Here is a 22162-nt window from a genome sequence, read left to right on the forward strand (position 1 = left end):
CCGGCCGCCGGAATGGATGAAGCGAAAGGAACCAGAAATGTTCGAGACCCCGTTCACCATCGTCGGCAACATCATCACAGATCCGGTGCGGCGACGGTTCGGCGATCAGGAGCTCTACAAGTTCCGGGTGGCCAGCAATTCGCGGCGCCGCACGCCCGACGGCAACTGGGAGCCCGGCAACTCGCTCTACGTGACCGTCAACTGCTGGGGAAATCTCGCCACCGGCACCAGCGCCTCCCTGATGAAGGGTGACGCCGTGATCGTGGTCGGGCACGTCCACACCAGCGAATACGACGACAAAGAGGGTGTGCGCCGGTCCTCGATCGAGGTGAAGGCCTCGGCGGTCGGGCCCGACCTGTCCCGCTGCACAGCCAGGGTCGCGCCGTTGCCCAAACCCGCGGCCGGCCCAGCGCCCCAGCCCGAACCCGTCGACGCCGACGACCCCGAAACCGACCCTGACGAGGCGGAGCTGCCACTGTCGGCCTAGCGGGTTCGGGTCACGCCTAGGATGGGCGCGAGTGAGTTGGGCTTGACGCGACCCTTCGCGCGAGCGCCCATCCGACGTTCCCGAAAGCTTCAGAAAGGCACATCACGGCATGGCCGAATTCATCTACACGATGCGCAAGGTTCGCAAGGCGCACGGCGACAAGGTCATCCTTGACGACGTCAGCCTGAACTTCCTGCCCGGCGCGAAGATCGGCGTCGTCGGTCCCAACGGTGCCGGTAAGTCGAGTGTGCTGAAGATCATGGCCGGCATCGACCAGCCGAACAACGGCGATGCCCTGCTGGCCCCCGGCGCCACGGTCGGCATCCTGATGCAGGAGCCGCACCTCGACGAGAGCAAGACCGTCCGCGAGAACGTCGAGGACGGCGTGCCGATCAAGGCCAAGCTCAACCGCTACAACGAGGTCGCCGAGCTGATGGCCACCGACTACTCCGATGAGCTCATGGAAGAGATGGGCAAGCTGCAGGAGGAGCTGGACGCCGCCGACGCCTGGGACATCGACTCCCAGCTCGAGCAGGCCATGGACGCGCTGCGCTGCCCGCCGCCGGACGAGCCGGTCACCCACCTCTCCGGTGGTGAGCGCCGCCGCGTCGCGCTGTGCAAGCTGCTGCTGAGCAAGCCGGATCTGCTGCTGCTCGACGAGCCCACCAACCACCTCGACGCCGAGAGCGTGCTCTGGCTCGAACAGCACCTGGCCAGCTACAAGGGCGCCATCCTGGCCGTCACCCACGACCGGTACTTCCTGGACAACGTCGCCGAGTGGATCCTCGAGCTCGACCGCGGCCGGGCCTACCCCTACGAGGGCAACTACTCGACCTACCTGGAGAAGAAGGCCGAGCGCCTCGAGGTCCAGGGCAAGAAGGACCAGAAGCTGCAGAAGCGGCTCAAGGACGAGTTGGCCTGGGTGCGCTCGGGCGCCAAAGCTCGCCAGGCCAAGAACAAGGCCCGACTCGGCCGCTACGAGGAGATGGTCGCCGAGGCCGAGAAGACCCGGAAGCTCGACTTCGAGGAGATCCAGATCCCGACCCCGCCGCGGCTGGGCAACGTCGTGGTCGAGGTTGAGCACCTGGACAAGGGTTTCGAAGGCCGCACCCTGATCAAGGACCTGTCCTTCACGCTGCCGCGCAACGGCATCGTCGGTGTCATCGGCCCCAACGGCGTCGGCAAGACCACGCTGTTCAAGACCATCGTCGGCTTGGAGCAGCCCGACAGCGGCACGGTCAAGGTCGGCGAGACGGTCAAGCTGTCCTACGTCGACCAGAGCCGCGCCGGCATCGACCCCAAGAAGACGGTCTGGGAAGTCGTATCCGACAAGCTCGATTACATCGAGGTCGGCCAGAACGAGATCCCGTCGCGGGCCTACGTGTCGGCGTTCGGGTTCAAGGGGCCGGACCAGCAGAAGCCCGCGGGCGTGCTGTCCGGTGGTGAGCGCAACCGGCTGAACCTGGCGCTGACCCTCAAAGAGGGCGGCAACCTGATCCTGCTCGACGAGCCGACCAACGACCTCGACGTCGAGACGCTGTCCTCGCTGGAGAACGCGCTTGAGCAGTTCCCGGGATGCGCCGTGGTGATCAGCCACGACCGCTGGTTCCTGGACCGCACCTGCACGCACATCCTGGCGTGGGAGGGCGACGACGACAACGAGGCCAAATGGTTCTGGTTCGAGGGCAACTTCGGTGCCTATGAGGAGAACAAGATCCAGCGTCTCGGCGCCGAGGCGGCCCGGCCGCACCGGGTGACCCACCGGAGACTGACCCGCGACTGACCCGTGACAGGCTAAACGGCGCAGCGGGCTCGATGACGCTACTAATGTCGCAGCCATGCACCGGTGCCGGTGTGTGGGCGTGAGTAGGGAGTGATCCGTATGACGGCCGAACCGGGAGCTCTTCGGGGACAGGGAATTAGCGATCGAGATCGCGCACCGGCACCACCTGAGGTGATCCACCGGCTCGCGAAAGCTTTCCTGTCCACCTACCGAGCTCCGCAGGCCGACGCGCCGGGAGTGGCCGCCACCGGTCCTCAGGCGGCGGTGGCCGAGCGCCTGGTCTCCGATGATTTGGTGGCCGCCCACTATGCGTTGGGCGGTCAACGGGCACCGGGCGAGACGAAGGTCGCCGTGTATGCGGGTGACGCCGACTCCGGGCCGGCGCTGCAGATCGTCACCGAGCAGGCGGCGATGCTGGTGGATTCGGTGACGGTGCTGCTGCACCGCCACGGCATCGCCTATCCGGCCATCATGAACCCGGTCTTTCGGGTGCACCGCGACGCCGACGGGGTACTGCGGGATTTCCAGCCCGCCGCAGAGGCCACCGGAGTCGACGGCGTCGACGAATGCTGGATCCTGGTGCCCGTCCACGGGGCCGCTGACGGTCCGGCACTGACCGAAGTGGTCGGGCTGGTGCCCGGAGTCCTGGCCGAGGCGCGACAGATAGGCATGGACTCCGCGGCCATGGGCGCAGCGCTGCACGCCCTGGCCAACGACGTCGCCACCGATGTCGAGGGACGGTTTCCCAACACCGACCGCAGAGATGTCGCCGCGCTGTTGCGCTGGCTCTCCGACGGGCATTTCGTGCTACTGGGCTACCAGCAATGCTCGATCAGCGACGGGCAGGCCACGGTCGATCCGTCGAGTCGGCTCGGCGTGCTCAAGCTGCGCGAGGATGTGCTCCCGCCGCTGACCGCCGCCGACGATCTGATGGTGCTGGCTCAGGCCACCATGCCGAGCTATGTGCGCTACGGCGCCAATCCCTACATCGTGGTGGTTCGCGACAGCGGTGGCGATCGGGCCGGTACGACCGCCGCCGAACACCGTTTCGTTGGCTTGTTCACCGTGGCCGCGATGAACGCCAATGTGCTGGAGATTCCGTTGATCTCGCGCCGGGTCGAGGAGGCGCTGGCCATGGCGCGGCGTGACCCCAGCCATCCGGGGCAGTTGCTGCGCGACATCGTCCAGACCATCCCGCGCCCCGAACTGTTCGCGTTGAGTTCCAAACAACTGCTGGACATGGCGCTGACCGTGGTGGACCTCGGTTCGCGGCGCCGTACCCTGCTGTTCCTGCGCGCGGATCAGCTGGCGCATTTCGTGTCCTGCCTGGTGTATCTGCCGCGCGACCGTTACACCACAGCGGTACGGCTGGAGATGCAGAACATCCTGGTGCGCGAACTCGGCGGCGAGAGTATCGACTACTCGGCGAGGGTGAGCGAATCACCCTGGGCGGTAGTTCATTTCACGGTGCGCCTACCCGACGGCACCTCTGCGCACACGGTCGACACCTCCACCGAGAACGAGAACCGGATCCAGGACCTGCTGACCGAGGCCACCCGCAACTGGGGTGATCGCATGACCAGCGCGGCAGCGCACGCCGCGCTGAGCCCGGCGGCGGTCGAGCACTATGCCACGGCGTTTCCCGACGATTACAAACAAGCCGTCGCTCCCGCCGATGCCATCGCCGATATCGCCATCATCGAGGCGCTACAAGACAATTCGGTGAAGTTGGTGTTCGACGAGGGCGGCGCGGACGGGGCGGCTCAACTCACCTGGTACCTCGGCGGACAATCCGCCTCGCTGAGCGAGTTGCTGCCGATGCTGCAGTCGATGGGTGTGGTGGTGCTCGAGGAGCGCCCGTACACCGTGCACCGGGCCGACGGTCTGCCGGTCTGGATCTACCAGTTCAAGGTGATCCGGCAGCGCGGCATCCCGGTCGAACCGGATGCGGCTTCGCGTGAGGCCACCGCCCAGCGGTTCGCCGATGCGGTCACCGCGATCTGGCACGGGTGGGTCGAGGTGGACCGGTTCAACGAATTGGTGCTGCGTGCCGACCTGACCTGGCAGCAGGTGGTGATCCTGCGTGCCTATGCGAAGTACCTGCGCCAGGCGGGTTTCCCGTACAGCCAGTCGCACATCGAATCGGTGGTCAACGAGAACCCGCACACCACCCGGTCGTTGGTGCAACTGTTCGAGGCGCTCTTCGACCCGTCCGAAGAATCCGCGGGTTCGCGGGACGCTCAGGGAGCGGCTGCCGCGGTGGCCGCCGACATCGACGCCTTGGTCAGCCTCGACACCGACCGGGTGTTGCGTGCCTTCGCGACCCTGATCCAGGCCACCTTACGTACCAACTACTTTGTGCAGCAGCCTGATTCGGCCCGCCAGCGGGGCGTCGTGGCGATGAAGCTGAATCCCGGACTGATCAACGAATTGCCGTTGCCGCGGCCCAAGTTCGAAATCTTCGTGTACTCGCCCCGGGTGGAGGGTGTTCATCTGCGATTCGGCTTCGTGGCCCGCGGCGGGTTGCGTTGGTCGGACCGACGTGAGGACTTCCGCACCGAGATCCTCGGCCTCGTCAAGGCGCAGGCGGTGAAGAACGCGGTCATCGTGCCGGTCGGGGCCAAAGGCGGGTTCGTGGTCAAACGGCCGCCCGAGCCGACCGGCGACGCCGCCGTCGACCGTGAGGCGACCCGCGCCGAAGGCGTTGCGTGCTACCAGCTTTTCATCTCCGGCCTACTCGACGTGACCGACAACGTCGACAAGGGGACCGGCGCCGTCGTCACTCCACCGGATGTGGTGCGGCGCGACGGGGAGGACGCCTACCTGGTGGTCGCGGCCGACAAGGGCACGGCCACGTTCTCCGACATCGCCAACGAGGTCGCGAAGTCCTACGGGTTCTGGCTCGGCGACGCGTTCGCCTCCGGCGGTTCGATCGGCTACGACCACAAGGCCATGGGGATCACGGCCAAGGGCGCTTGGGAGTCGGTGAAGCGGCACTTCCGGGAGATGGGTGTGGACACCCAGACCCAGGATTTCACCGTCGTCGGCGTCGGCGACATGAGCGGTGACGTGTTCGGCAACGGCATGCTGCTGTCGAAGCACATCCGGCTGGTCGCCGCATTCGATCACCGACACATCTTCGTCGACCCCAACCCCGACCCCGCGGTGTCCTGGGTAGAGCGCAAGCGACTGTTCGAGCTGCCGCGTTCCAGCTGGGAGGACTACGACGCCACGCTGATCAGCGAGGGCGGCGGCGTGTTCAGCCGCCAGCAGAAGTCCATCCCGATCAGCCCCCAGGCCCGCACGGCACTCGGGATCGACAGTGGTATAGAGGAACTCACCCCGCCTGCGTTGATGAAGGCGATTCTCAAGGCGCCTGTCGACCTGCTGTGGAACGGCGGGATCGGCACCTACGTCAAAGCCGAGACCGAGGCCGACGTCGGTGATCGGGCCAACGACCAGATCCGGGTGAACGGAAACGAGGTGCGGGCCAAGGTCATCGGCGAAGGCGGCAACCTCGGGGTGACGTCCCTCGGGCGCATCGAGTTCGACCTGGCCGGCGGCCGGATAAACACCGACGCGCTGGACAATTCGGCGGGCGTGGACTGTTCCGACCATGAGGTGAACATCAAGATCCTGATCGACTCGCTGGTCACCGCGGGCAAGGTCCGTCCCGACGAACGCACCGAATTGCTGCTGTCGATGACTGACGAGGTCGGCACCCTGGTGCTGACCGACAACAAGGATCAGAACGACTTGATGGGCACCAGCCGGGCCAACTCCGCGAGCATGCTCTCGGTTCACGCCCGGATGATCAAGGAGTTCGTCGCCAACCGTGGGCTAAACCGCGAGCTGGAGGCATTGCCATCGGAGAAGGAGATCCGCCGCCGCGCCGACGCGGGAATCGGTTTGACCTCGCCGGAATTGGCCACCCTGATGGCCCACGTCAAGCTGAACCTCAAGGACGACGTGCTGGCCAGCGACCTGCCCGACCAGGAAGTGTTCGCGTCCCGGCTGCCGCAGTACTTCCCGGAGAAGCTGCGAGAGCAGTTCACCAGCGAGATCCGCAGCCACCAACTGCGTCGGGAGATCGTCACCACCATGCTGGTCAACGACCTCGTCGACACGAGCGGGATCAGTTATGCCTACCGCATCACCGAAGATGTCGGCGTCGGCCCCGTCGACGCGGTGCGCAGCTACGTCGCCACCGACGCCATCTTCGGAATCGGCAAGGTATGGCGACAGATTCGCGCCGCTGCGGACGACGGAGTGCCGGTGTCCGTGACCGACCGCATGACGCTGGATCTGCGTCGGCTGGTCGACCGGGCCGGACGCTGGCTGCTCAACTACCGCCCGCAGCCGCTGGCCGTCGGCGCCGAGATCAACCGGTTCGCCGCCCAGGTGTCGGCCCTGCGGCCGCAGATGCCGCAATGGCTGCGCGGTGACGACAAGGCCATCGTCGAGAAAGAGGCGGGGGAGTTCTCCGCGCAAGGCGTGTCCGACGAACTGGCGTACGCGGTGGCGACCGGTCTGTACCAGTACAGCCTGCTCGACGTGATCGACATCTCCGACATCGTGGACCGTGATGCCGCCGAGGTGGCCGACACCTATTTCGCACTGATGGATCGCCTCGGCGCCGACGGCCTGCTCACCGCGGTGTCGCGGCTCGGCCGGGACGACCGATGGCATTCCTTGGCGCGGTTGGCAATCCGCGATGACATCTACGGTTCACTGCGCGCACTGTGCTTCGACGTGCTGGCGGTCGGCGAACCCGACGAAACCGGCGAGGAGAAGATCGCCGAGTGGGAGCTGACCAACAGCTCCCGGGTGACCCGTGCCCGCCGCACGCTGACCGAGATATACCAAGATGGTGAACAGGACCTGGCGACGCTGTCTGTGGCAGCGCGCCAGATCCGCAGCATGACACGAACGAGTGGAACGGGAACGACTGCGTGAGTTTTACAACGCCGGTGCATGTGCGCTGGTCGGACATCGACATGTACCAGCACATCAACCACGCCACCATGGTGACGATTCTCGAAGAGGCCCGGATTCCGTTTCTGCGTGAGCCCTTCGGCCCAACGATCGACACCATCGGACTGCTGATCGCCGAGGTCAACATCTCCTACAAGGGTCAGTTGCGGCTGGTGGATTCACCGCTGCAGGTGACCATGTGGTCCAAGCGGGTGCGCGCGGTCGATTTCACCATCGGCTATGAGGTGCGCTCGGTGAATGCCGCCCCCGACTCCAAGCCGTCCGTGATCGGCGAGACACAGCTCGCCGCCGTTCACATCGCCGAGCAACGACTGGAACGTCTGACCGCAGAGCAGCGCGGCTACCTGGAGAGCCATCTGCGATGACCGCCCCGGAGCGCGGTCTATGGATCGACGATCCGCGCGACCGTAGGGATCTCGCGACGTTCCTCGACCGTGCACTGCGATTGGACGACGCCGCGGTGGTGCGGTTGAGGGAGCGCGCCGGCGGGCGGACCGTGGCCTGGGTGGCGACCGGGTTGGAGGTGCTGGCCAGCCGGGTGGTGTCCGGACGCGTGCGTCCGTCGGATCTGTCCGCGGGGGCCGACGCGCTGGTCGCCGGATTGTCCGCTGCCGGAGAGGGATACGTCGACCCCGGCTTCCCGATGGACTCATCCTGGCGCGGTGGGCTACCGCCCGACGACGGATTCGTCCACCTCGACGACGTGCCCGCACGGGTGATGCTCGATCTGGCCCAGCAGGGCGCTGCATTGGCCCGTGAGCACGGCAGCGCCCATGGCCCCCCGTCGTCGCTGCTGGATCAAGAGGTGATTGCCGTCAGTTCAGGTGATTTCACCGTAGGCGTGCCCATGCGGTGCGTATTCGCGTTGACCGCCATGGGTTTTCTGCCGCAGACCGGCAACGAGGTCAGTGCGGACGAGATCGTCCGGGTCCGCGCCCATCCGTCCTGGCTACGCATCGATGCGAGGTTCGGGTCGGTGTACCGCCGCCGCGACAGTGCCGCTCTGATCCTGGGCTGAATTCGCGCGTTGTCCTGATCCCGACTCGGCGCGGCGCTTGTCCCGCCTCGGCCGGGCGCTTTGTCACGCCTCGGCCCGGCGCTTTGTCACGCCAGAGTGGCTGTCGAGCCCGAGCGTCACGCCAGAGTGGCCGGACGGGCCGAGCTATCGCCGCGTTGTCACGCCAGAGTGGCTGCCGAGCCCGAGCGTCACTCTGGCGTGACAGTGGGCGGGCGCGGTCCGGCGAGCAAAGGCGAACCGGACCGGCTCAGACAATCCAGGCGGCGGCATCCGGAGGCAGACTGCCGGCGATGAACTCCGCGCTGCTCAGCAGAATCTGGCCGGGCGGCAACGGCGCCGGCTCGCTGCCTGTGTTGAGCACACACGTCAGTCCGCCTTCGCGTCGCAACGTCAGCACGTCGTCGGCGGTGGTCAGTTCGATGCGGCTGCCGGTGAATTCAGCACGCCCGGCGCGCAGTTCGATCGCCCTGCGGTAGAACTGCAGCGTCGACGACGGGTCCACTTGTTGACGCTGCACCGTCAACGCCGCCCACTCGGCGGGCATCGGCAGCCAGGTGTCGGCGGTCGAGGAGAACCCGAACGGCGGCGCATTTCCGGACCACGGCATCGGCACCCGGCAGCCATCGCGCCCGCGTTCGGTGTGACCCGAGCGTTCCCACACCGGATCCTGCAGCACCTCGTCGGGCAGATCGACATTGGGTAGCCCGAGTTCCTCACCGTTGTAGACGAACACCGCTCCCGGCAACGCCAGCATCACCAGGGCCATCGCCCGTGCCCGGGCCAACCCGCGGGCGCCGCCGCCATAGCGGGTGACCTCACGTTCCACGTCGTGGTTGGACAGCGTCCAGGTCGGCGTCGCTCCGGCAAGGTTGGCCGCGGCGACCGCGTTGTCGATCGCATCGTGGACCGCCCCGGCGTCGAAATCGGCTTGCACCAGACGGAAATTGAAGCCCAGATGCAGCTCGTCGGGACGCAGATACCGGGCGAAGCGCTCATTGCCGTGCACCCACACCTCACCGACGGCAACCGCGTCGGGATAGTCGTCCAATACCGTGCGGATGAACCGGTGAATGTCGTGCACGCTGTCGTTGTCGAACCGCGGGTCGTCGTCACTGTTGCGCAGCAGTGCGGTGTCGGTGACCGCCATGTCGGGCAACTCGGGCGGCTTGGCCATGCCGTGGGCCACGTCGATGCGAAATCCGTCGACCCCGCGGTCCAACCAGAACCGCAGCGTTTTCTCCAGGTCCTCGAACACCTCGGGGTGGTTCCAGTTCAGGTCGGGCTGGGCCGGGTCGAACAGGTGCAGATACCACTGGCCCGGCGAGCCGTCGGGCTCGGTGACGCGGGTCCAGGCCAGCCCGCCGAACACCGACACCCAGTTGTTGGGTGGTGCGTCACCGCGGGGGCCGCGGCCGTCGCGGAAGATGTAGCGGTCGCGCCTCCACGGATCCGCCAGCGCCTCGACGAACCACGGGTGTGCCGAGCTGGTGTGGTTGGGGACCAGGTCCATGGTGATCCGGATGCCGCGGTCGTGGGCGGCGGCGAGCAGCCTGTCCAGCGCATCCAGACCGCCGAACAGGGGATCGACGTCGCGGGGGTCGGCGACGTCATAGCCGTGATCGGCCATCGGCGACACCATCACCGGGTTGAGCCACAACGCGTCGACGCCGAGTGCGGCCAGGTAATCCAGCCTGGCACCGACCCCGTCGAGGTCACCGACCCCGTCGCCGTCGCTGTCGGCGAAGGAGCGGGGATAGACCTGGTAGAACACCGCGTCTGCCCACCACCGGCGCATGTCAGAACGCCGAGTTCACCATCGAGTCCGCGGCCATGTTCAGGTAGTCCAGCAGCGCGCGCCGGTGCGGGTCGTCGAGTGTCTGCGAGTCGATCGAGGCCACCGCGGTGTGCATGCAGCGCAGCCAGGCGTCGCGTTCGAGGTAGCCGATCCGGAACGGGGCGTGCCGCATCCGCAGCCGGGGGTGGCCACGCTGGTCGGAGTACGTCCTCGGGCCGCCCCAGTACTGCTCAAGGAACATCCGCAGCCGTTCCTCGGCGCCGTCGATATCGTCCTCGGGGTACAGCGGCAGCAGGATCTCGTCCTCGCGCACCAGTTGGTAGAACCTTGACACGATCGCTGCGAACGTCTCGTGGCCCCCGACTTCGTCGTAGAAAGATCGCTGCACCTGTGTCACGTCACTCATTGTGGTCCATTGTGGCCTGAAGGCACGTCGGGGCCGGTCACGGCCGTCTTGTCACCTCATGTTCATTGGACTGACCTGCGAACACCCGAAGAATTTTCGTGCGTATTGCGGTGATCCGTGGTGGACTGTCTCCTCGGAGGCTCCATGGCGCACAGCAAAAAAAGCCATATGCGACGGACCGGCCACATACCCGGCCCATCGGGACCCCATGTGCCCAATCGCCCGCTGCACAGCGTCGAAATCCTTCCGACCGCCGCGCCGGACGCGTCCCTGTGGGGGCGCCGCCGGGTCCTGCTGCTCAACTCCACGTATGAACCGCTGACCGCGCTTCCCCTGCGGCGTGCGGTGATCATGGTGATGTGCGGCAAGGCCGACGTCGTACATGACGACCCGTCGGGACCGGTCATCCACTCGGCCACCCGGACCATCGTGGTGCCCTCGGTGATCCGGCTGCGCACCTTCGTGCGGGTGCCCTACCGAGCCCGCATCCCGATGACCCGCGCCGCGCTCATGCATCGTGACCGGTTCCGCTGCGCGTACTGCGGTGGGCGGGCCGACACGGTCGATCACGTGATTCCCCGCAGCCGCGGCGGCGAGCATTCCTGGGAGAACTGCGTGGCCGCGTGCGGACCGTGCAATCACCGTAAGGCCGACCGGTTGCTGGCCGAACTGGGCTGGTCACTGCGATGTGTGCCGATGCCACCGAAGGGGCAGCATTGGCGGCTGTTGTCGACGATCAAGGAGCTCGACCCGGCCTGGGTGCGCTATCTCGGCGAGGGTGCGGCCTGAGGCCCGACTTGCCGGGCACTCTCGGCGCGCCGGCGCATTGCGGCTGATACGGTTTGCGCGTGAGCACAGCACTTACCCATTCCCTCCTCGGAGGGGTTCCGCTGGTGTTGTTCGTGGTCTTGGCGTTGATCTACCTGACCCGTAAGGGACCGCACCCGGCCACCTACAAGATGTCCGATCCGTGGACCCACGAGCCCATCCTGTGGGCTGCCGAGGAGCCGCAGGACCACGGGCATGGCGGGCATGATTCGCACGGCGTGACGATCGGAGGCGGCGCAAGTGGCAAGTGGTGAAGTCGCAGTCGCGACGAAAGACGTCGACCTGCCCTACGGCTACGCGCTGACCTACAGCGGCCGGATCTCCGGTGTCACCGAGCCCGGTGAGCTGTCGGTGCACTACCCGTTCCCGACGATGGATCTCGTCGTCCTCGACGACGCGTTGAAGTACGGCTCGCGGGCGGCCAAGGCCCGGTTCGCCGTCTACATCGGCCCGCTGGGTGCGGACACCGCGGCCACCGCGCGCGAGATCCTGGCGAAGGTCCCGACCCCGAACAACGCGGTGCTGCTCGCGGTCTCGCCTGACCAGCACGCGATCGAGGTGGTCTACGGCGCCGACGTCAAGGGCCGTGGCATCGAGGAGGCCGCCCCGCTGGGTGTCTCGGCAGCTGCCGCGTCCTTCAAGGAAGGCAACCTCATCGACGGTCTGATCAGCGCTGTGCGCGTGCTGTCGGCCGGCGTTTCACCTGCCTGAATCAGTACCTAGCACCGCGACCTAACACCGCGAGCGTGCGTGTCTGCTGTCTGACACGCCGCTCGCGGTCGGCGTTTGTGGGGTCGACCCACGGTCAACCCACCAGCTCGTTGCGAATCTCCACATAGCGCGTCAAGAACGCACGCTCGTCCAGCCGTTTGCGCCGCATCCAGGTGCTCACCTCGAAGTTGCACTTGCTGGCGTTGCAGGAACCGCACGCCGGCACGACGTTGTCCACGGTGTAGCGCCCGCCGCGCGAGATGGCCATGACGCAGTCCTTCTGGAACGGACCCGTCGTGCTGCGGCAGTAGGCGCACCCGCCCCACGCGGCCTGGATGGCTGCCCATTGTTCATCGGTGAGGTCATGGACCACGAGGTCCATCCGGCGCTTGCGCTTGCGGGCGGCCCGGGCCGCGCGGGTTCTGCTGACCGCCATCGGCACAGCGTATGGCCCGCGAGCGTGCGCAGAATGCTGCTCAGGCACGGCGTGTCGGGCAGCAGACACGCACGCTCGCGGTGCAGGCGGGTTAGCTGACGTCGAAGGCGCGGGCGCGTAGCGAGCGCTCCACACCGGCACGTCCCTCGACCACCAGGCGGCGCAGCGCGGGCGGCACCTCGGGATCGGACAGGAACGCATCCGCCGCGTCGAGCCCGTTCTGGCTGATGTCCCACGACGGGTACAGCCCGATCACCACGGTCTGGGCGACCTCGCTGGACCGCCGCTCCCAGACTCCCGAGATCGCGGCGAAGTAGCGGGTGGTGAACGGCGCCAACAGTTCGGACTGGCCGGGTTGGACGAATCCGCCGACGATCGCGCGGGTGGTGATGTTGGCGATCGTGTCGTCCTCGATGACCTGCTCCCACGCCGCGGACTTCACCTCGTCCTGCGGCCGGGCCGCCGAGGCCGCGGCGGCGTGACGCTTGCCGGCGGCCGTGGGGTCGCGCTCGGCCTCGGCGTCGATGAACGGCGTCTCGGGCCCGTCAGCATCGATCTCGCCGGAGCGGGCCAGCGCGGTCACGATCCGCCAGCGCAGATCGGTGTCGATCACCAGGCCCGGCAGGTTCACCGCGGCCGGCTCGTTGTCGAGCAGGGTCGACAGCACTGCGACGTGGTTCGGCGACAGGACCGAAGCGCACAGCGCATTGACGAACGCGAGTTGGTGATCAGAACCCGGTGCGGACGTGCCGGCCAGATCGAGCAATGCGTCACCGAACGCGGGCCAGCCGTTCTCGATCGCCCAGGCAGGATCGGCGTAGGAGCTCAGTGCGGTCTGTGCCTGCATGAGCAACCGCTGCGCGACACCGACCTCGGTCTCGGCGTGCACTCCGCTCATCACCAGGGCGACGAAGTCGCGGGCCTTCATCTCGGCTTCGCGGGTCATCTCCCAGGCCGCCGACCACGCCAGCGTGCGGGGGAGCGGATCGGCGATGTCGGCGATCCGTGACAGCACCGTCTGCAGCGACGCCGGGTCGAGCCGCAGCGAGCAGTAGGTCAGGTCGTCGTCGTTGACCAGGATCAACTTCCCGCGCGAAACACCTACCAGCGCAGGCACATCCGTGATCGGGCCTTCGACGTCCAGCTCTTCGCGGTGGACCCGGACGAGCTTGCCGGAGCCGGCTGGGTCGTCGTCATAGATACCGACGGCCAGCCGGTGCACCCGGGTCTCCCCGGCGCCCGGTGCCGCACCCGACTGGGCGATGGCGAACCGGGTGAACGCACCGGAATCGTCGACGTCGAAGTCAGCCCGCAGCGTGTTCAAACCGGTGGTCTTGAGCCATTGCCGGCCCCAGCCGGAAAGATCACGTCCCGACGACTTCTCCAGCGCGCCAAGCAGATCACCGAACGTCGCATTCGCGAACGCGTGGTCGCGGAAGTAGTCCCGAAGTCCCGACAGGAACTCTTCGAGCCCGACGTAGGCCACCAGCTGCTTGAGCACCGAGGCGCCCTTGGCGTAGGTGATGCCGTCGAAGTTCACCTCGACGGCGGCCAGGTCGGGGATGTCGGCGGCGACCGGATGGGTCGAGGGCAGCTGGTCCTGCCGGTAGGCCCAGGACTTCTCCACATTCGCGAAGGTGGTCCAGGCCGTGTCGTATTCGGTGGCCTCGGCCTGGCACAGCACCGACGCGAACGTCGCGAAGGACTCGTTGAGCCACAGGTCGTCCCACCACTGCATCGTGACCAGGTCGCCGAACCACATGTGTGCCATCTCGTGCAGCACGGTCTCGGCGCGGCGCTCGTAGGACGCCCGGGTCACCTTGGACCGGAAGACGTAATCCTCGAGGAAGGTCACGGCGCCGGCATTTTCCATGGCACCCGCGTTGAACTCGGGCACGAACAGCTGGTCGTACTTGCCGAAGGCGTACGGCGTGCCGAAATTGGCGTGGTAGAAGCCGAAACCCTGCTTGGTCTCGGTGAAAAGCCGGTCGGCGTCCATGAATTCGGCCAGCGAGGCCCGGCAGAAGATGCCGAGGGGAATCTCGCCGTGGGCGTCGGAATAGGAGTCGCGCCACACCGCGTACGGACCGGCGATCAACGCCGCCAGGTAGGTGCTCATCTTCGGGGTGGTGGCGAAGGTGTGCACGGTGGCCGCCCCGTGGGCCTCGCTGCTGACCGTCGCACCGTTGGAGATCACCTGCCAATGCGACGGCGCGGTGACCTGCACGTCGAACGTGGCCTTCAGGTCGGGCTGGTCGAAGCAGGCGAACATCCGCTTGGCGTCGGCGGTCTCGAACTGCGAGTACAGGTAGACCTCGTCGTCGACCGGATCGACGAACCGGTGCAAACCCTCGCCGGTGTTGGAGTACAGGCAGTCGGCGTCGACCACCAGGACGTTGTGCGTGTCCAGACCGGACAGCGCGATGCCCGTCGACTCGTCATAGACGGAGACATCCAGGGCGACGCCGTTGAGCGTCGCGCTGCGTACGGTGTCGGCAGCAAGGTCGATGAAGGTATCGGCGCCGGCGAGGGCGTCGAACGTCACAGTCGTGGTGGACCGGAAGGTGCGTTCGCCGGGTTTGCCGTTGCCGTCGGTGAGGTCGAGCACGACGCGGTAGTTGTCGACAGTGACCAGCGCTGCGCGCTCGACGGCCTGATCGCGAGTGAGATTGGGAAGTGCCACCCGTCCAACCTAGTGGCTGGACGTCGGCGGGACCCGGGCTACTGCGGGAAGCCGGCGATCCCGGCGAGTCCGTTCAGCGCACCGAGGTTGTTCAGGATCGAACCGTCACTGATCGACGACATCATCTGCGGGCAGTACATCTGGATCGCGATGCCGGTGAAGAACGACGCCATCTGGGGGGACATGCCGCCGTCGCCGCGCATCTGGGAAGCCACCGACGCGAAGTCCTTCCCGGGCTCGACCAGCATCGGACACACGTCCTGGCCCATCTGGACGGCGGCGTTGGGGTCGCCGTAATTGACCCCGGCCGTGTTCAGGGCGTCGAGGAACGAGTTGTCGGTCGGATCGGCCGGGACCGGATCCGCCTGCGCGGGGACTGCCAGGGCGAGGGCGGCGGCGATGGCGCCTGCTGCCGCCAGGATGGGACGAGCGGACATATGAGCTCCTCAGCTATCACGCAGAACCCTTATATCGCTCTGCTCACTCGGGCAACAGTGGTTTACCAGGGTCACAGGAACAACACGCTTCGATAAAAATTCGCGCACTATGCGTTTCCTGTGCTGCTGCCGTGACTTCAGCATGCATGCCGGACATGCATGCCACCAAGGTTGTCGTAAACAATCCCCGGATAGTTACTCGTCTCGGGAACATCCCGATGTGGGTACACAGTTGTGCTGGGGAGCAGTTGTGCCCTGAACCACATCGAGAGGACGCATAGATGGCTCAGAAAGATGTCGCCGGATTCTGGTTCGACCCGCTGTGCCCGTGGTGCTGGATCACCTCGCGCTGGATTCTCGAAGTCGAGAAGGTCCGCGACGTCGACGTGCAGTTCCACGTCATGAGCCTGGCGGTTCTCAACGAGGGCCGCGACCTGCCGGAGAACTATCAGGAACTGATGAAGAAGGCATGGGGTCCGGTCCGGGTGGCGATCGCCGCCGAACAGCTCAAGGGTCCGGAGATCCTCGGGCCGCTCTACACCGCGATGGGGTTCCGGATTCACAATCAGGACAACAAAGACCTCGACCAGGTGATCGCCCAATCGCTCGAGGAGGTCGGCCTGCCCGCCGAACTGGCCGAGGCGGCCACCACGGACAAGTACGACGAGGCGCTGCGCAAGAGCCATCACGCGGGTATGGACGCCGTCGGCGACGACGTCGGCACACCGACCATCCACGTCAACGGTGTCGCGTTCTTCGGCCCGGTGCTCTCGAAGATCCCGCGCGGCGAAGAAGCCGGCAAACTCTGGGATGCGTCGGTGACGTTCGCGTCGTACCCGCATTTCTGGGAGCTCAAGCGGTCCCGCACGGAGGCTCCTCAGTTCGACTGAGGGGTGAACCGCACCCAAAATCGCGATTCCAGTTGCGTAACACCGCGGCTCACGCCACGGTGTACGCATGACAGCGGCTGAGCCCAGTACCGACGGTTCCTACCGGGACCGAATCGCCGTGGTCGAGCCGGGCGGTAACGAACACATCGCCGAGGCCGACCGGCACGGAAAACCCAGTCAATTGTTCTGGACCTGGACGTCGCCGAACCTGGAATTCGCCACGATCTTCCTCGGCGTGCTGGCCGTCTCGGTCTACGGCATGACGTTCTGGCAGGCGGTGGCCGGCCTGGGCATCGGCACCGGTCTGGGCGCGCTCGCACACTACTTCCTGTCCAAACGCGGCCCGCTGCACGGTGTCCCGCAGATGGTGTTGGGGCGGCTGGCGTTCGGCTTCAAGGGCAATGCTGTGCCCTCGCTGCTGATGACGGTCACCGCGGGCATCGGGTGGTTCGCCACCAACAGCGTCAGTGGCGCGTTTGCGCTCTCCACGCTGTTCGGTATCGCGCCGGTACTGGCCCTCGTGCTCGTGGTCGTGGTGCAGACCGCGCTGGCGGTGTTCGGGCACAACCTGGTTCAGGCGTTCGAGCGGTGGGCCTTCCCGGTGCTCGCGGTGATCTTCGCGATCACCTCGGTGGTGATCCTGACCAAGGCCGACCTCGGCGCGCCCGCGGTGAGCGGGGGTGTCGGCGGCATGGGTGGGTTCCTGCTGACCGTGGGCACCGCGTTCGGCTACGTCGCGGGGTGGGCGCCGTACGCCGCCGACTACACGCGCTACCTACCGCGGTCCGAGGCCGGTCCGCGCACCGGATTCTTCGCTGCCGCAGGGTTGTTCGTGTCCTGCATGGTGCTGCAGACCGTGGGTGCGGCCTCGGTGACGATCGGCCCCGCGGTTTCGGACAATCCGACGACGGCGTTCACTTCGGAGCTGGCCCCGTGGCTGGCCAGCCTGACCCTGTTGGCCATCGCGATCGGAGCGGTCGCGGCCAATGCGATCAACATCTATTCGGGCGCAATGGCTTTCGTGACGATCGGGATCAAGCTGCCACATCACATCGCCCGCGCCCTGGCGACCGCATTCTTCGGGGTGGTCGGATTCCTCATCGCCTGGTGGGCGCTGGCCGACGCCGCGGCGAGCTACGAGGCGTTCCTGCTGATCATCGCGTACTGGATTGGACCGTGGCTCGGCGTGGTGTTCGCCGACGAGTACCTACGTGGCGACGCGCCCGTCGCGCATTTCCTCTACGACCGGACCTACACCAACTGGCCCGGCCTGGTGTCGTTCCTCATCGGGCTGGTGGTGTCGGTGACGTTGTTCTGCAACCAGACGAAGTTCGTCGGCTACATCGCGCGTGAGATTCCACAGTTGGGCGACATCACGTTCTTCGTCGGATTCCTCATCGCCGGTGCCTGCTACCTCGTGCTGTGCCGGTCCAAACTCACCGCGGATCGGGCGGTGACCGCATGACCCCCGAACAGATGCTCGACGTCGCCGTCGGCGAAGCGCGAAAAGGTCTGGCCGAAGGGGGGGATTCCCATCGGCGCGGCCCTGTTCGGTTCGGACGGCACACTGCTGGGAGCCGGGCACAACCGGCGCGTGCAGAACGACGACCCGTCGATTCACGCCGAGACCGACGCCTTCCGTGCCGCCGGCCGCAAGCGCGGCTACCGGTCCACGATCATGGTGACGACGCTCTCGCCGTGTTGGTATTGCAGCGGCCTGGTCCGCCAATTCAACATCGGCGCCGTGGTGATCGGCGAAAGCCGGACCTTCACCGGCGGTCACGACTGGCTGGCCGAGCACGGGGTGGCCGTTACCGTGCTCGACGACGACCGCTGCGTGACGATGATGGAGGAATTCATCGCTGAGCGACCGGATCTCTGGGCGGAGGATATCGGCGAATGAGTGCCATTGCCACTGTGGACATGTCGCGCTGGTACGCCGGCGGCGCCGAGGCCGACGCGGTTGCCGCCGAGGTGGATGCCGGGCTGCAGCGCGCCGGGTTCATCGTCGTCACCGGCCACGGCGTTGCCCCCGACCTCGCTGCCAAGGTTCGGGCCGCCAGCCGGGAGTTCTTCGCGCTGCCCGACTCCGTCAAGCAGCGTTACTCGGTACCCGTCGGCGGTCACGGCTGGATCGGGCCGGGCGCCGAAGCCAACGGCTACGCCGAAGGCACCGAGACGCCGCCGGACCTGAAGGAGAGCTACAGCCTGGGTGCCGAAACGGCGACGGGCGATCCCGACGTCGACCGGATCTGGTTTGCGCCCAACGTGTGGCCGGCCGAAGTGCCCGCGCTACAGGCATTGGTCGACGAGTACACCGCCGCGATGCGGAAGGTGTCCGACGACCTGCTGGCCCTGTTCGCCCACGCCCTCGGGCTTCCCGTCAATCCTTTTGTCGCCCTGGCGAATCGGCCGACCTGGACCATGAACATCAACCACTATCCGCCGGTCAGCGTGGTGGGGGAGCCCGAGCCGGGCCAGTTCCGCATCGGCCCGCACACCGACTTCGGCACGGTGACCGTCCTCGATCGCGAACCGGGCGCCGGGGGACTGCAGGTCTACTCCGAGCAGGAGGGCTGGGAAGACGCGCCGTGGGAGCCGGGGTCGCTCACCGTCAACATCGGCGACCTGTTGGAGTATTGGAGTGGCCGGCGTTGGCCGTCGGGCCGCCACCGCGTGCTGCCGCCACAGCCGCAGGCACCTGAAGAAGACCTGGTTTCGCTGATCTACTTCTACGAGGCGAACCACGATGCGCTGGTCACCCCGCTGGAACCGCCCATCGGCAAGGCCGTGGGCCTGGAGCCCGTGACGTCATCGGCCTTCATCAAGGAACGCCTGGACGCCATCACCCTGGGGTAACTGCGCGTCGATTCCGTCGAGCTCGGCCAGGTGCCGCCGGCTCAGTGTGATGTTGCCGGCCGCGAGGTTCTCCTCCAGGTGGGGCATCGACGCGGTTCCGGCGATCAGCATGGTGTTGGGCGCATGGGCGAGCAGCCAGGCCAGCCCGACCTGTGCGCCGCTGGCACCGATTTCCGCGGCGATCCGTTGCACCACAGCGTTTTCGGCGACCTTCGGGAATCCGGGGAACGCCGAGCCGAGGGGGAAGAACGGGACCCACGCGATGCCTTCTGCTCGGCAGAGTGCCAGTTCGTCCTCATGGCTGCGGTTGAGCAGGCTGTAGGCGTTCTGCACGCACACGATTCCGGCGGGCAGTGCGCGGCGCAGAGTCGCCAGGTCGACGTTGCTGATGCCGATCGCGCCGATCTTGCCCTCGTCGCGCAGCGTGATCATCTCGGCCAGCTGGTCGTCGAGGTCGACGATCTGGTCGCCTTCGGCGATCAGGCCGGGGCCGAGGTCGGCGCGGCGCAGGTTCACGACCGGAATCTGGTCCAGTCCGAGACCGGCCAAGTCCAGTTCGACGGCCGCGCGGAGATCGGCCGGATGCTGGGCAAGTGCCAGCGGGACCGGCCCCGTGGCCGGACGGGCGCCGACCTTGCTGACGATCAGCAGATCCTCGGCGTAGGGCGCGAGCGCGTCGCGGATGCGGCGGTTCACCACGCCGTCGGCATAGAAGGACGCGGTGTCGATGTGGTTGACGCCGAGTTCGACCGCGCGGCGCAACACCGCGGTGGCGTCGTCGTGGGGGACCTCAGGCCCGAGTCCCATGGCGCCGTAGCCGATCCGCGCCACCGTGTGTTCGCCGATGGCGCCGGTTCCGCCGGGGTGCGATGTGGTCATGCTGTGCTCCTGGAATGTCATACTGACAGCGATGCGGAGGATCCTCCGCTTCGTAGGCTAGCAAAACGGAGGTGCCTCCGCTATGGCTGAACGGGCTGACGCGCGGCGCAACAGAGAGCGCCTGCTCACGACCGCCGCAGCCGCGTTCGCCGGTTCGGACGGACCTGTCTCGCTGGAAGCCATCGCCCGCGACGCCGGTGTGGGTATCGGAACGCTCTACCGGCACTTCCCCAATCGCGAGGCCCTGATCGAGGCGGTCTACCGCGCCGAGCTGGCCGAGGTCTCCGCGTCCGCCGCAGACCTGGCCGGCCGGTACCCGCCGCCGGTGGCGCTGCGCCGCTGGATGGACCGCTACGCGACCTTCGTCGCCGCCAAGAAGGGCATGGCCGAATCGCTGCGCGCCATCTTCGAATCGGGGGCGGTCGACCACCGCGACACCAAGGCCAGCGTCACCGGCGCGGTGCAGAGCCTGCTCGATGCCGGCGTCACCGATGGCAGCCTGCGCGCTGACGTGCGGGCCGAAGATGTGGTGTCGAGCCTGCTCGGAATTTTCCTGGCCACCGGTTCACCCGAGCAGGCGCAGCGCATGCTCGATCTGCTGCTGGCGGGTATCCGAGCTGGTGCTGTGGCGAACAGATGACGCGTTAGGGTTACCGACATGCGCGTTTACATCGGTGCCGACCACGCCGGATTCGAGTTCAAGCAGACCATCATCGAGCACCTCAAGAAGACCGGCCACGAGCCGATCGACTGCGGCGCCTACACCTATGACGCCGATGACGACTACCCGGCGTTCTGCATCGATGCCGCAGTCAAGACCGTCGCCGACCCGGGCAGCCTGGGCATCGTGCTCGGTGGCTCCGGCAACGGTGAACAGATCGCCGCGAACAAGGTGCCCGGCGCCCGCTGCGCCCTGGCCTGGAGCGTCGAGACGGCCAAGCTGGCCCGCGAGCACAACAACGCGCAGCTGATGGGCCTGGGTGGTCGCATGCACACCGAGGAGGAGGCGCTGGCGATCGTCGACGCGTTCCTGTCGACACCGTGGTCCGAGGCCGAGCGCCACCAGCGCCGCATCGACATCCTCGCCGCCTACGAGAAGGACCATGTAGCTCCGCCGGTTCCCGGCGCGCCTGCCTGACCCATGCCCGAGGGGCACACCCTGCACCGGCTGGCCCGGCTGCACCAGAAGCGATTCGGCCGGGCGCCGGTGGTGGTGTCCAGCCCGCAGGGCCGCTTCACCGACGGTGCGGCCGCGGTCAACGGCCAGGTGTTCCGAAGGGCCGACGCCTGGGGCAAACACCTGTTCCATCACTACGCCGGCGGTCACGTCGTACACATCCACCTCGGCCTCTACGGAACCTTCACCGAGGCCCCGGTCCCACTCGGGCTGCCGGTCGGTGCGGTGCGGATGCGCATCGTCGGCACCGAATACGGCACGGACCTGCGCGGCCCGACCGTGTGCGAGGTGATCACCGAACCCGAAATCGGCGACGTCGTGGCGCGGCTCGGTCCCGACCCGCTGCGCAAGGATGCCGACCCCGGCCTGGCCTGGGCCCGAATCAGCAAGTCGCGCAGGTCAATTGGTGCGCTTCTGATGGACCAGTCGGTGATCGCCGGGGTCGGCAACGTGTACCGCAGCGAGTTGCTGTTCCGCCATCACATCGACCCATACCGGCCCGGCACGCATGTCGGGCAAGCCGAATTCAGCGCCATGTGGACCGATCTCGTCGAATTGATGAAGGTCGGCGTGCGCCGCGGCAAGATCGTCGTCGTGCGCCCCCAGCACGATCACGGCGCTCCTTCCTACGGACCCGGGCGGCCGCGCACCTACGTCTACCGCCGGCCCGGCGAGCCGTGTCGAGTCTGCGGCGCAGCAGTCCGCACCGCAGAACTGGAGGGCCGCAACCTGTTCTGGTGCCCCGGCTGCCAGGTGTGACTGCGCGCCGCTGACGCGG

Annotated in this window: 20 protein-coding genes and 1 pseudogene; 15 read left to right on the forward strand and 6 right to left on the reverse strand. The window is 66.9% G+C overall.

The genetic code is table 11. The features are described 5' to 3' along the window. Nucleotides 1–37 precede the first annotated feature (37 nt). The 5 genes from K6L26_RS11830 (at nucleotide 38) to K6L26_RS11850 (ending at nucleotide 8283) form a co-directional block, all read left to right on the forward strand. Nucleotides 38–487, forward strand: a complete 450-nt coding sequence (locus K6L26_RS11830) for a single-stranded DNA-binding protein (RefSeq protein WP_076214834.1) — start codon at nucleotides 38–40, stop codon at nucleotides 485–487. Between the two features lie 109 nt (nucleotides 488–596). Next, nucleotides 597–2270, forward strand: a complete 1674-nt coding sequence (gene ettA, locus K6L26_RS11835) for an energy-dependent translational throttle protein EttA (RefSeq protein WP_036393476.1) — start codon at nucleotides 597–599, stop codon at nucleotides 2268–2270. A gap of 99 nt (nucleotides 2271–2369) precedes the next feature. Further along, nucleotides 2370–7226 (forward strand): NAD-glutamate dehydrogenase, encoded by a 4857-nt coding sequence (locus K6L26_RS11840; RefSeq protein WP_435405362.1) that lies wholly within the window; start codon nucleotides 2370–2372, stop codon nucleotides 7224–7226. Beyond that, the gene (locus tag K6L26_RS11845; protein ID WP_036393481.1) at nucleotides 7223–7630 is read left to right on the forward strand and encodes an acyl-CoA thioesterase; all 408 of its coding nucleotides are present in this window, start codon (nucleotides 7223–7225) and stop codon (nucleotides 7628–7630) included. Before K6L26_RS11840 ends, K6L26_RS11845 begins: the two co-directional genes overlap by 4 nt. Continuing rightward, nucleotides 7627–8283 carry a DUF8010 domain-containing protein gene (locus K6L26_RS11850; protein WP_221853160.1) on the forward strand — a complete coding sequence of 219 codons (657 nt, stop codon included), beginning with the start codon at nucleotides 7627–7629 and terminating at the stop codon, nucleotides 8281–8283. Before K6L26_RS11845 ends, K6L26_RS11850 begins: the two co-directional genes overlap by 4 nt. Nucleotides 8284–8530: 247 nt before the next feature. Here the strand turns inward: K6L26_RS11850 and K6L26_RS11855 are convergent, their stop codons facing one another. Both K6L26_RS11855 and K6L26_RS11860 read right to left on the reverse strand, forming a co-directional pair. Further along, complete coding sequence (locus K6L26_RS11855) at nucleotides 8531–10078, reverse strand: glycoside hydrolase family 13 protein (RefSeq protein ID WP_221853161.1); 1548 nt, start codon at nucleotides 10076–10078, stop codon at nucleotides 8531–8533. Between the two features lies 1 nt (nucleotide 10079). Continuing rightward, a complete protein-coding gene (locus K6L26_RS11860) occupies nucleotides 10080–10484 on the reverse strand; it encodes a globin (RefSeq protein ID WP_019343683.1) in 405 nt (134 codons plus the stop codon). A gap of 144 nt (nucleotides 10485–10628) precedes the next feature. Here K6L26_RS11860 and K6L26_RS11865 point away from each other — a divergent pair, with 144 nt between their 5' ends. The 3 genes from K6L26_RS11865 to K6L26_RS11875 are packed head-to-tail and all read left to right on the forward strand — an operon-like array spanning nucleotide 10629 to nucleotide 12023. Then, complete coding sequence (locus K6L26_RS11865; RefSeq protein WP_036393489.1) at nucleotides 10629–11273, forward strand: HNH endonuclease; 645 nt, start codon at nucleotides 10629–10631, stop codon at nucleotides 11271–11273. A gap of 59 nt (nucleotides 11274–11332) precedes the next feature. Next, on the forward strand, nucleotides 11333–11566 hold the full coding sequence (gene ctaJ / locus K6L26_RS11870; RefSeq protein ID WP_036393491.1) for an aa3-type cytochrome oxidase subunit CtaJ: 234 nt from the start codon (nucleotides 11333–11335) through the stop codon (nucleotides 11564–11566). Next, the gene (locus K6L26_RS11875) at nucleotides 11553–12023 is read left to right on the forward strand and encodes a DUF5130 domain-containing protein (RefSeq protein ID WP_019343680.1); all 471 of its coding nucleotides are present in this window, start codon (nucleotides 11553–11555) and stop codon (nucleotides 12021–12023) included. Before ctaJ ends, K6L26_RS11875 begins: the two co-directional genes overlap by 14 nt. Before the next feature lie 94 nt (nucleotides 12024–12117). On the opposite strand, the gene K6L26_RS11880 is transcribed toward K6L26_RS11875, so the two are convergent. From K6L26_RS11880 to K6L26_RS11890, 3 genes are all read right to left on the reverse strand, one after another. Further along, a complete protein-coding gene (locus K6L26_RS11880) occupies nucleotides 12118–12459 on the reverse strand; it encodes an HNH endonuclease (RefSeq protein ID WP_019343679.1) in 342 nt (113 codons plus the stop codon). Nucleotides 12460–12550: 91 nt separating this feature from the next. Beyond that, complete coding sequence (pepN, locus tag K6L26_RS11885) at nucleotides 12551–15142, reverse strand: aminopeptidase N (protein ID WP_019348561.1); 2592 nt, start codon at nucleotides 15140–15142, stop codon at nucleotides 12551–12553. Nucleotides 15143–15180: 38 nt separating this feature from the next. Beyond that, on the reverse strand, nucleotides 15181–15579 hold the full coding sequence (locus tag K6L26_RS11890; protein WP_019348560.1) for a DUF732 domain-containing protein: 399 nt from the start codon (nucleotides 15577–15579) through the stop codon (nucleotides 15181–15183). A gap of 281 nt (nucleotides 15580–15860) precedes the next feature. On the opposite strand from K6L26_RS11890, the gene K6L26_RS11895 reads away from it, so the two are divergent. From K6L26_RS11895 to K6L26_RS11910, 4 genes and pseudogenes are all read left to right on the forward strand, one after another. Beyond that, the gene (locus K6L26_RS11895; protein WP_019348559.1) at nucleotides 15861–16469 is read left to right on the forward strand and encodes a mycothiol-dependent nitroreductase Rv2466c family protein; all 609 of its coding nucleotides are present in this window, start codon (nucleotides 15861–15863) and stop codon (nucleotides 16467–16469) included. A gap of 67 nt (nucleotides 16470–16536) precedes the next feature. Next, nucleotides 16537–17934: a purine-cytosine permease family protein gene (locus K6L26_RS11900; RefSeq protein WP_019348558.1), complete on the forward strand. Its 1398-nt coding sequence runs from the start codon at nucleotides 16537–16539 to the stop codon at nucleotides 17932–17934. Continuing rightward, nucleotides 17931–18372 (forward strand): annotated as a pseudogene (locus tag K6L26_RS11905) (nucleoside deaminase). The gene K6L26_RS11900 and the pseudogene K6L26_RS11905 overlap by 4 nt, the downstream one beginning before the upstream one ends. Then, the gene (locus K6L26_RS11910; protein ID WP_019348556.1) at nucleotides 18369–19328 is read left to right on the forward strand and encodes an isopenicillin N synthase family dioxygenase; all 960 of its coding nucleotides are present in this window, start codon (nucleotides 18369–18371) and stop codon (nucleotides 19326–19328) included. Before K6L26_RS11905 ends, K6L26_RS11910 begins: the two are co-directional and overlap by 4 nt. Here the strand turns inward: K6L26_RS11910 and K6L26_RS11915 are convergent. Beyond that, nucleotides 19281–20207: an aldo/keto reductase gene (locus tag K6L26_RS11915; RefSeq protein WP_043370785.1), complete on the reverse strand. Its 927-nt coding sequence runs from the start codon at nucleotides 20205–20207 to the stop codon at nucleotides 19281–19283. The genes K6L26_RS11910 and K6L26_RS11915 overlap by 48 nt on opposite strands. Nucleotides 20208–20289: 82 nt before the next feature. Between K6L26_RS11915 and K6L26_RS11920 the strand changes: the two genes are divergently transcribed. The 3 genes from K6L26_RS11920 to K6L26_RS11930 are packed head-to-tail and all read left to right on the forward strand — an operon-like array spanning nucleotide 20290 to nucleotide 22143. Next, a complete protein-coding gene (locus tag K6L26_RS11920; protein WP_019348554.1) occupies nucleotides 20290–20847 on the forward strand; it encodes a TetR/AcrR family transcriptional regulator in 558 nt (185 codons plus the stop codon). Nucleotides 20848–20865: 18 nt separating this feature from the next. After that, the gene (locus K6L26_RS11925; protein WP_019348553.1) at nucleotides 20866–21345 is read left to right on the forward strand and encodes a ribose-5-phosphate isomerase; all 480 of its coding nucleotides are present in this window, start codon (nucleotides 20866–20868) and stop codon (nucleotides 21343–21345) included. A 3-nt stretch (nucleotides 21346–21348) separates the two neighbouring features. Further along, a complete protein-coding gene (locus K6L26_RS11930) occupies nucleotides 21349–22143 on the forward strand; it encodes an Fpg/Nei family DNA glycosylase (protein ID WP_047038285.1) in 795 nt (264 codons plus the stop codon). Nucleotides 22144–22162 lie beyond the last annotated feature (19 nt).

Origin of the sequence: Mycobacterium farcinogenes (assembly GCF_019739075.1) — a bacterium.
Taxonomy (GTDB): Bacteria; Actinomycetota; Actinomycetes; order Mycobacteriales; family Mycobacteriaceae; genus Mycobacterium; species Mycobacterium senegalense.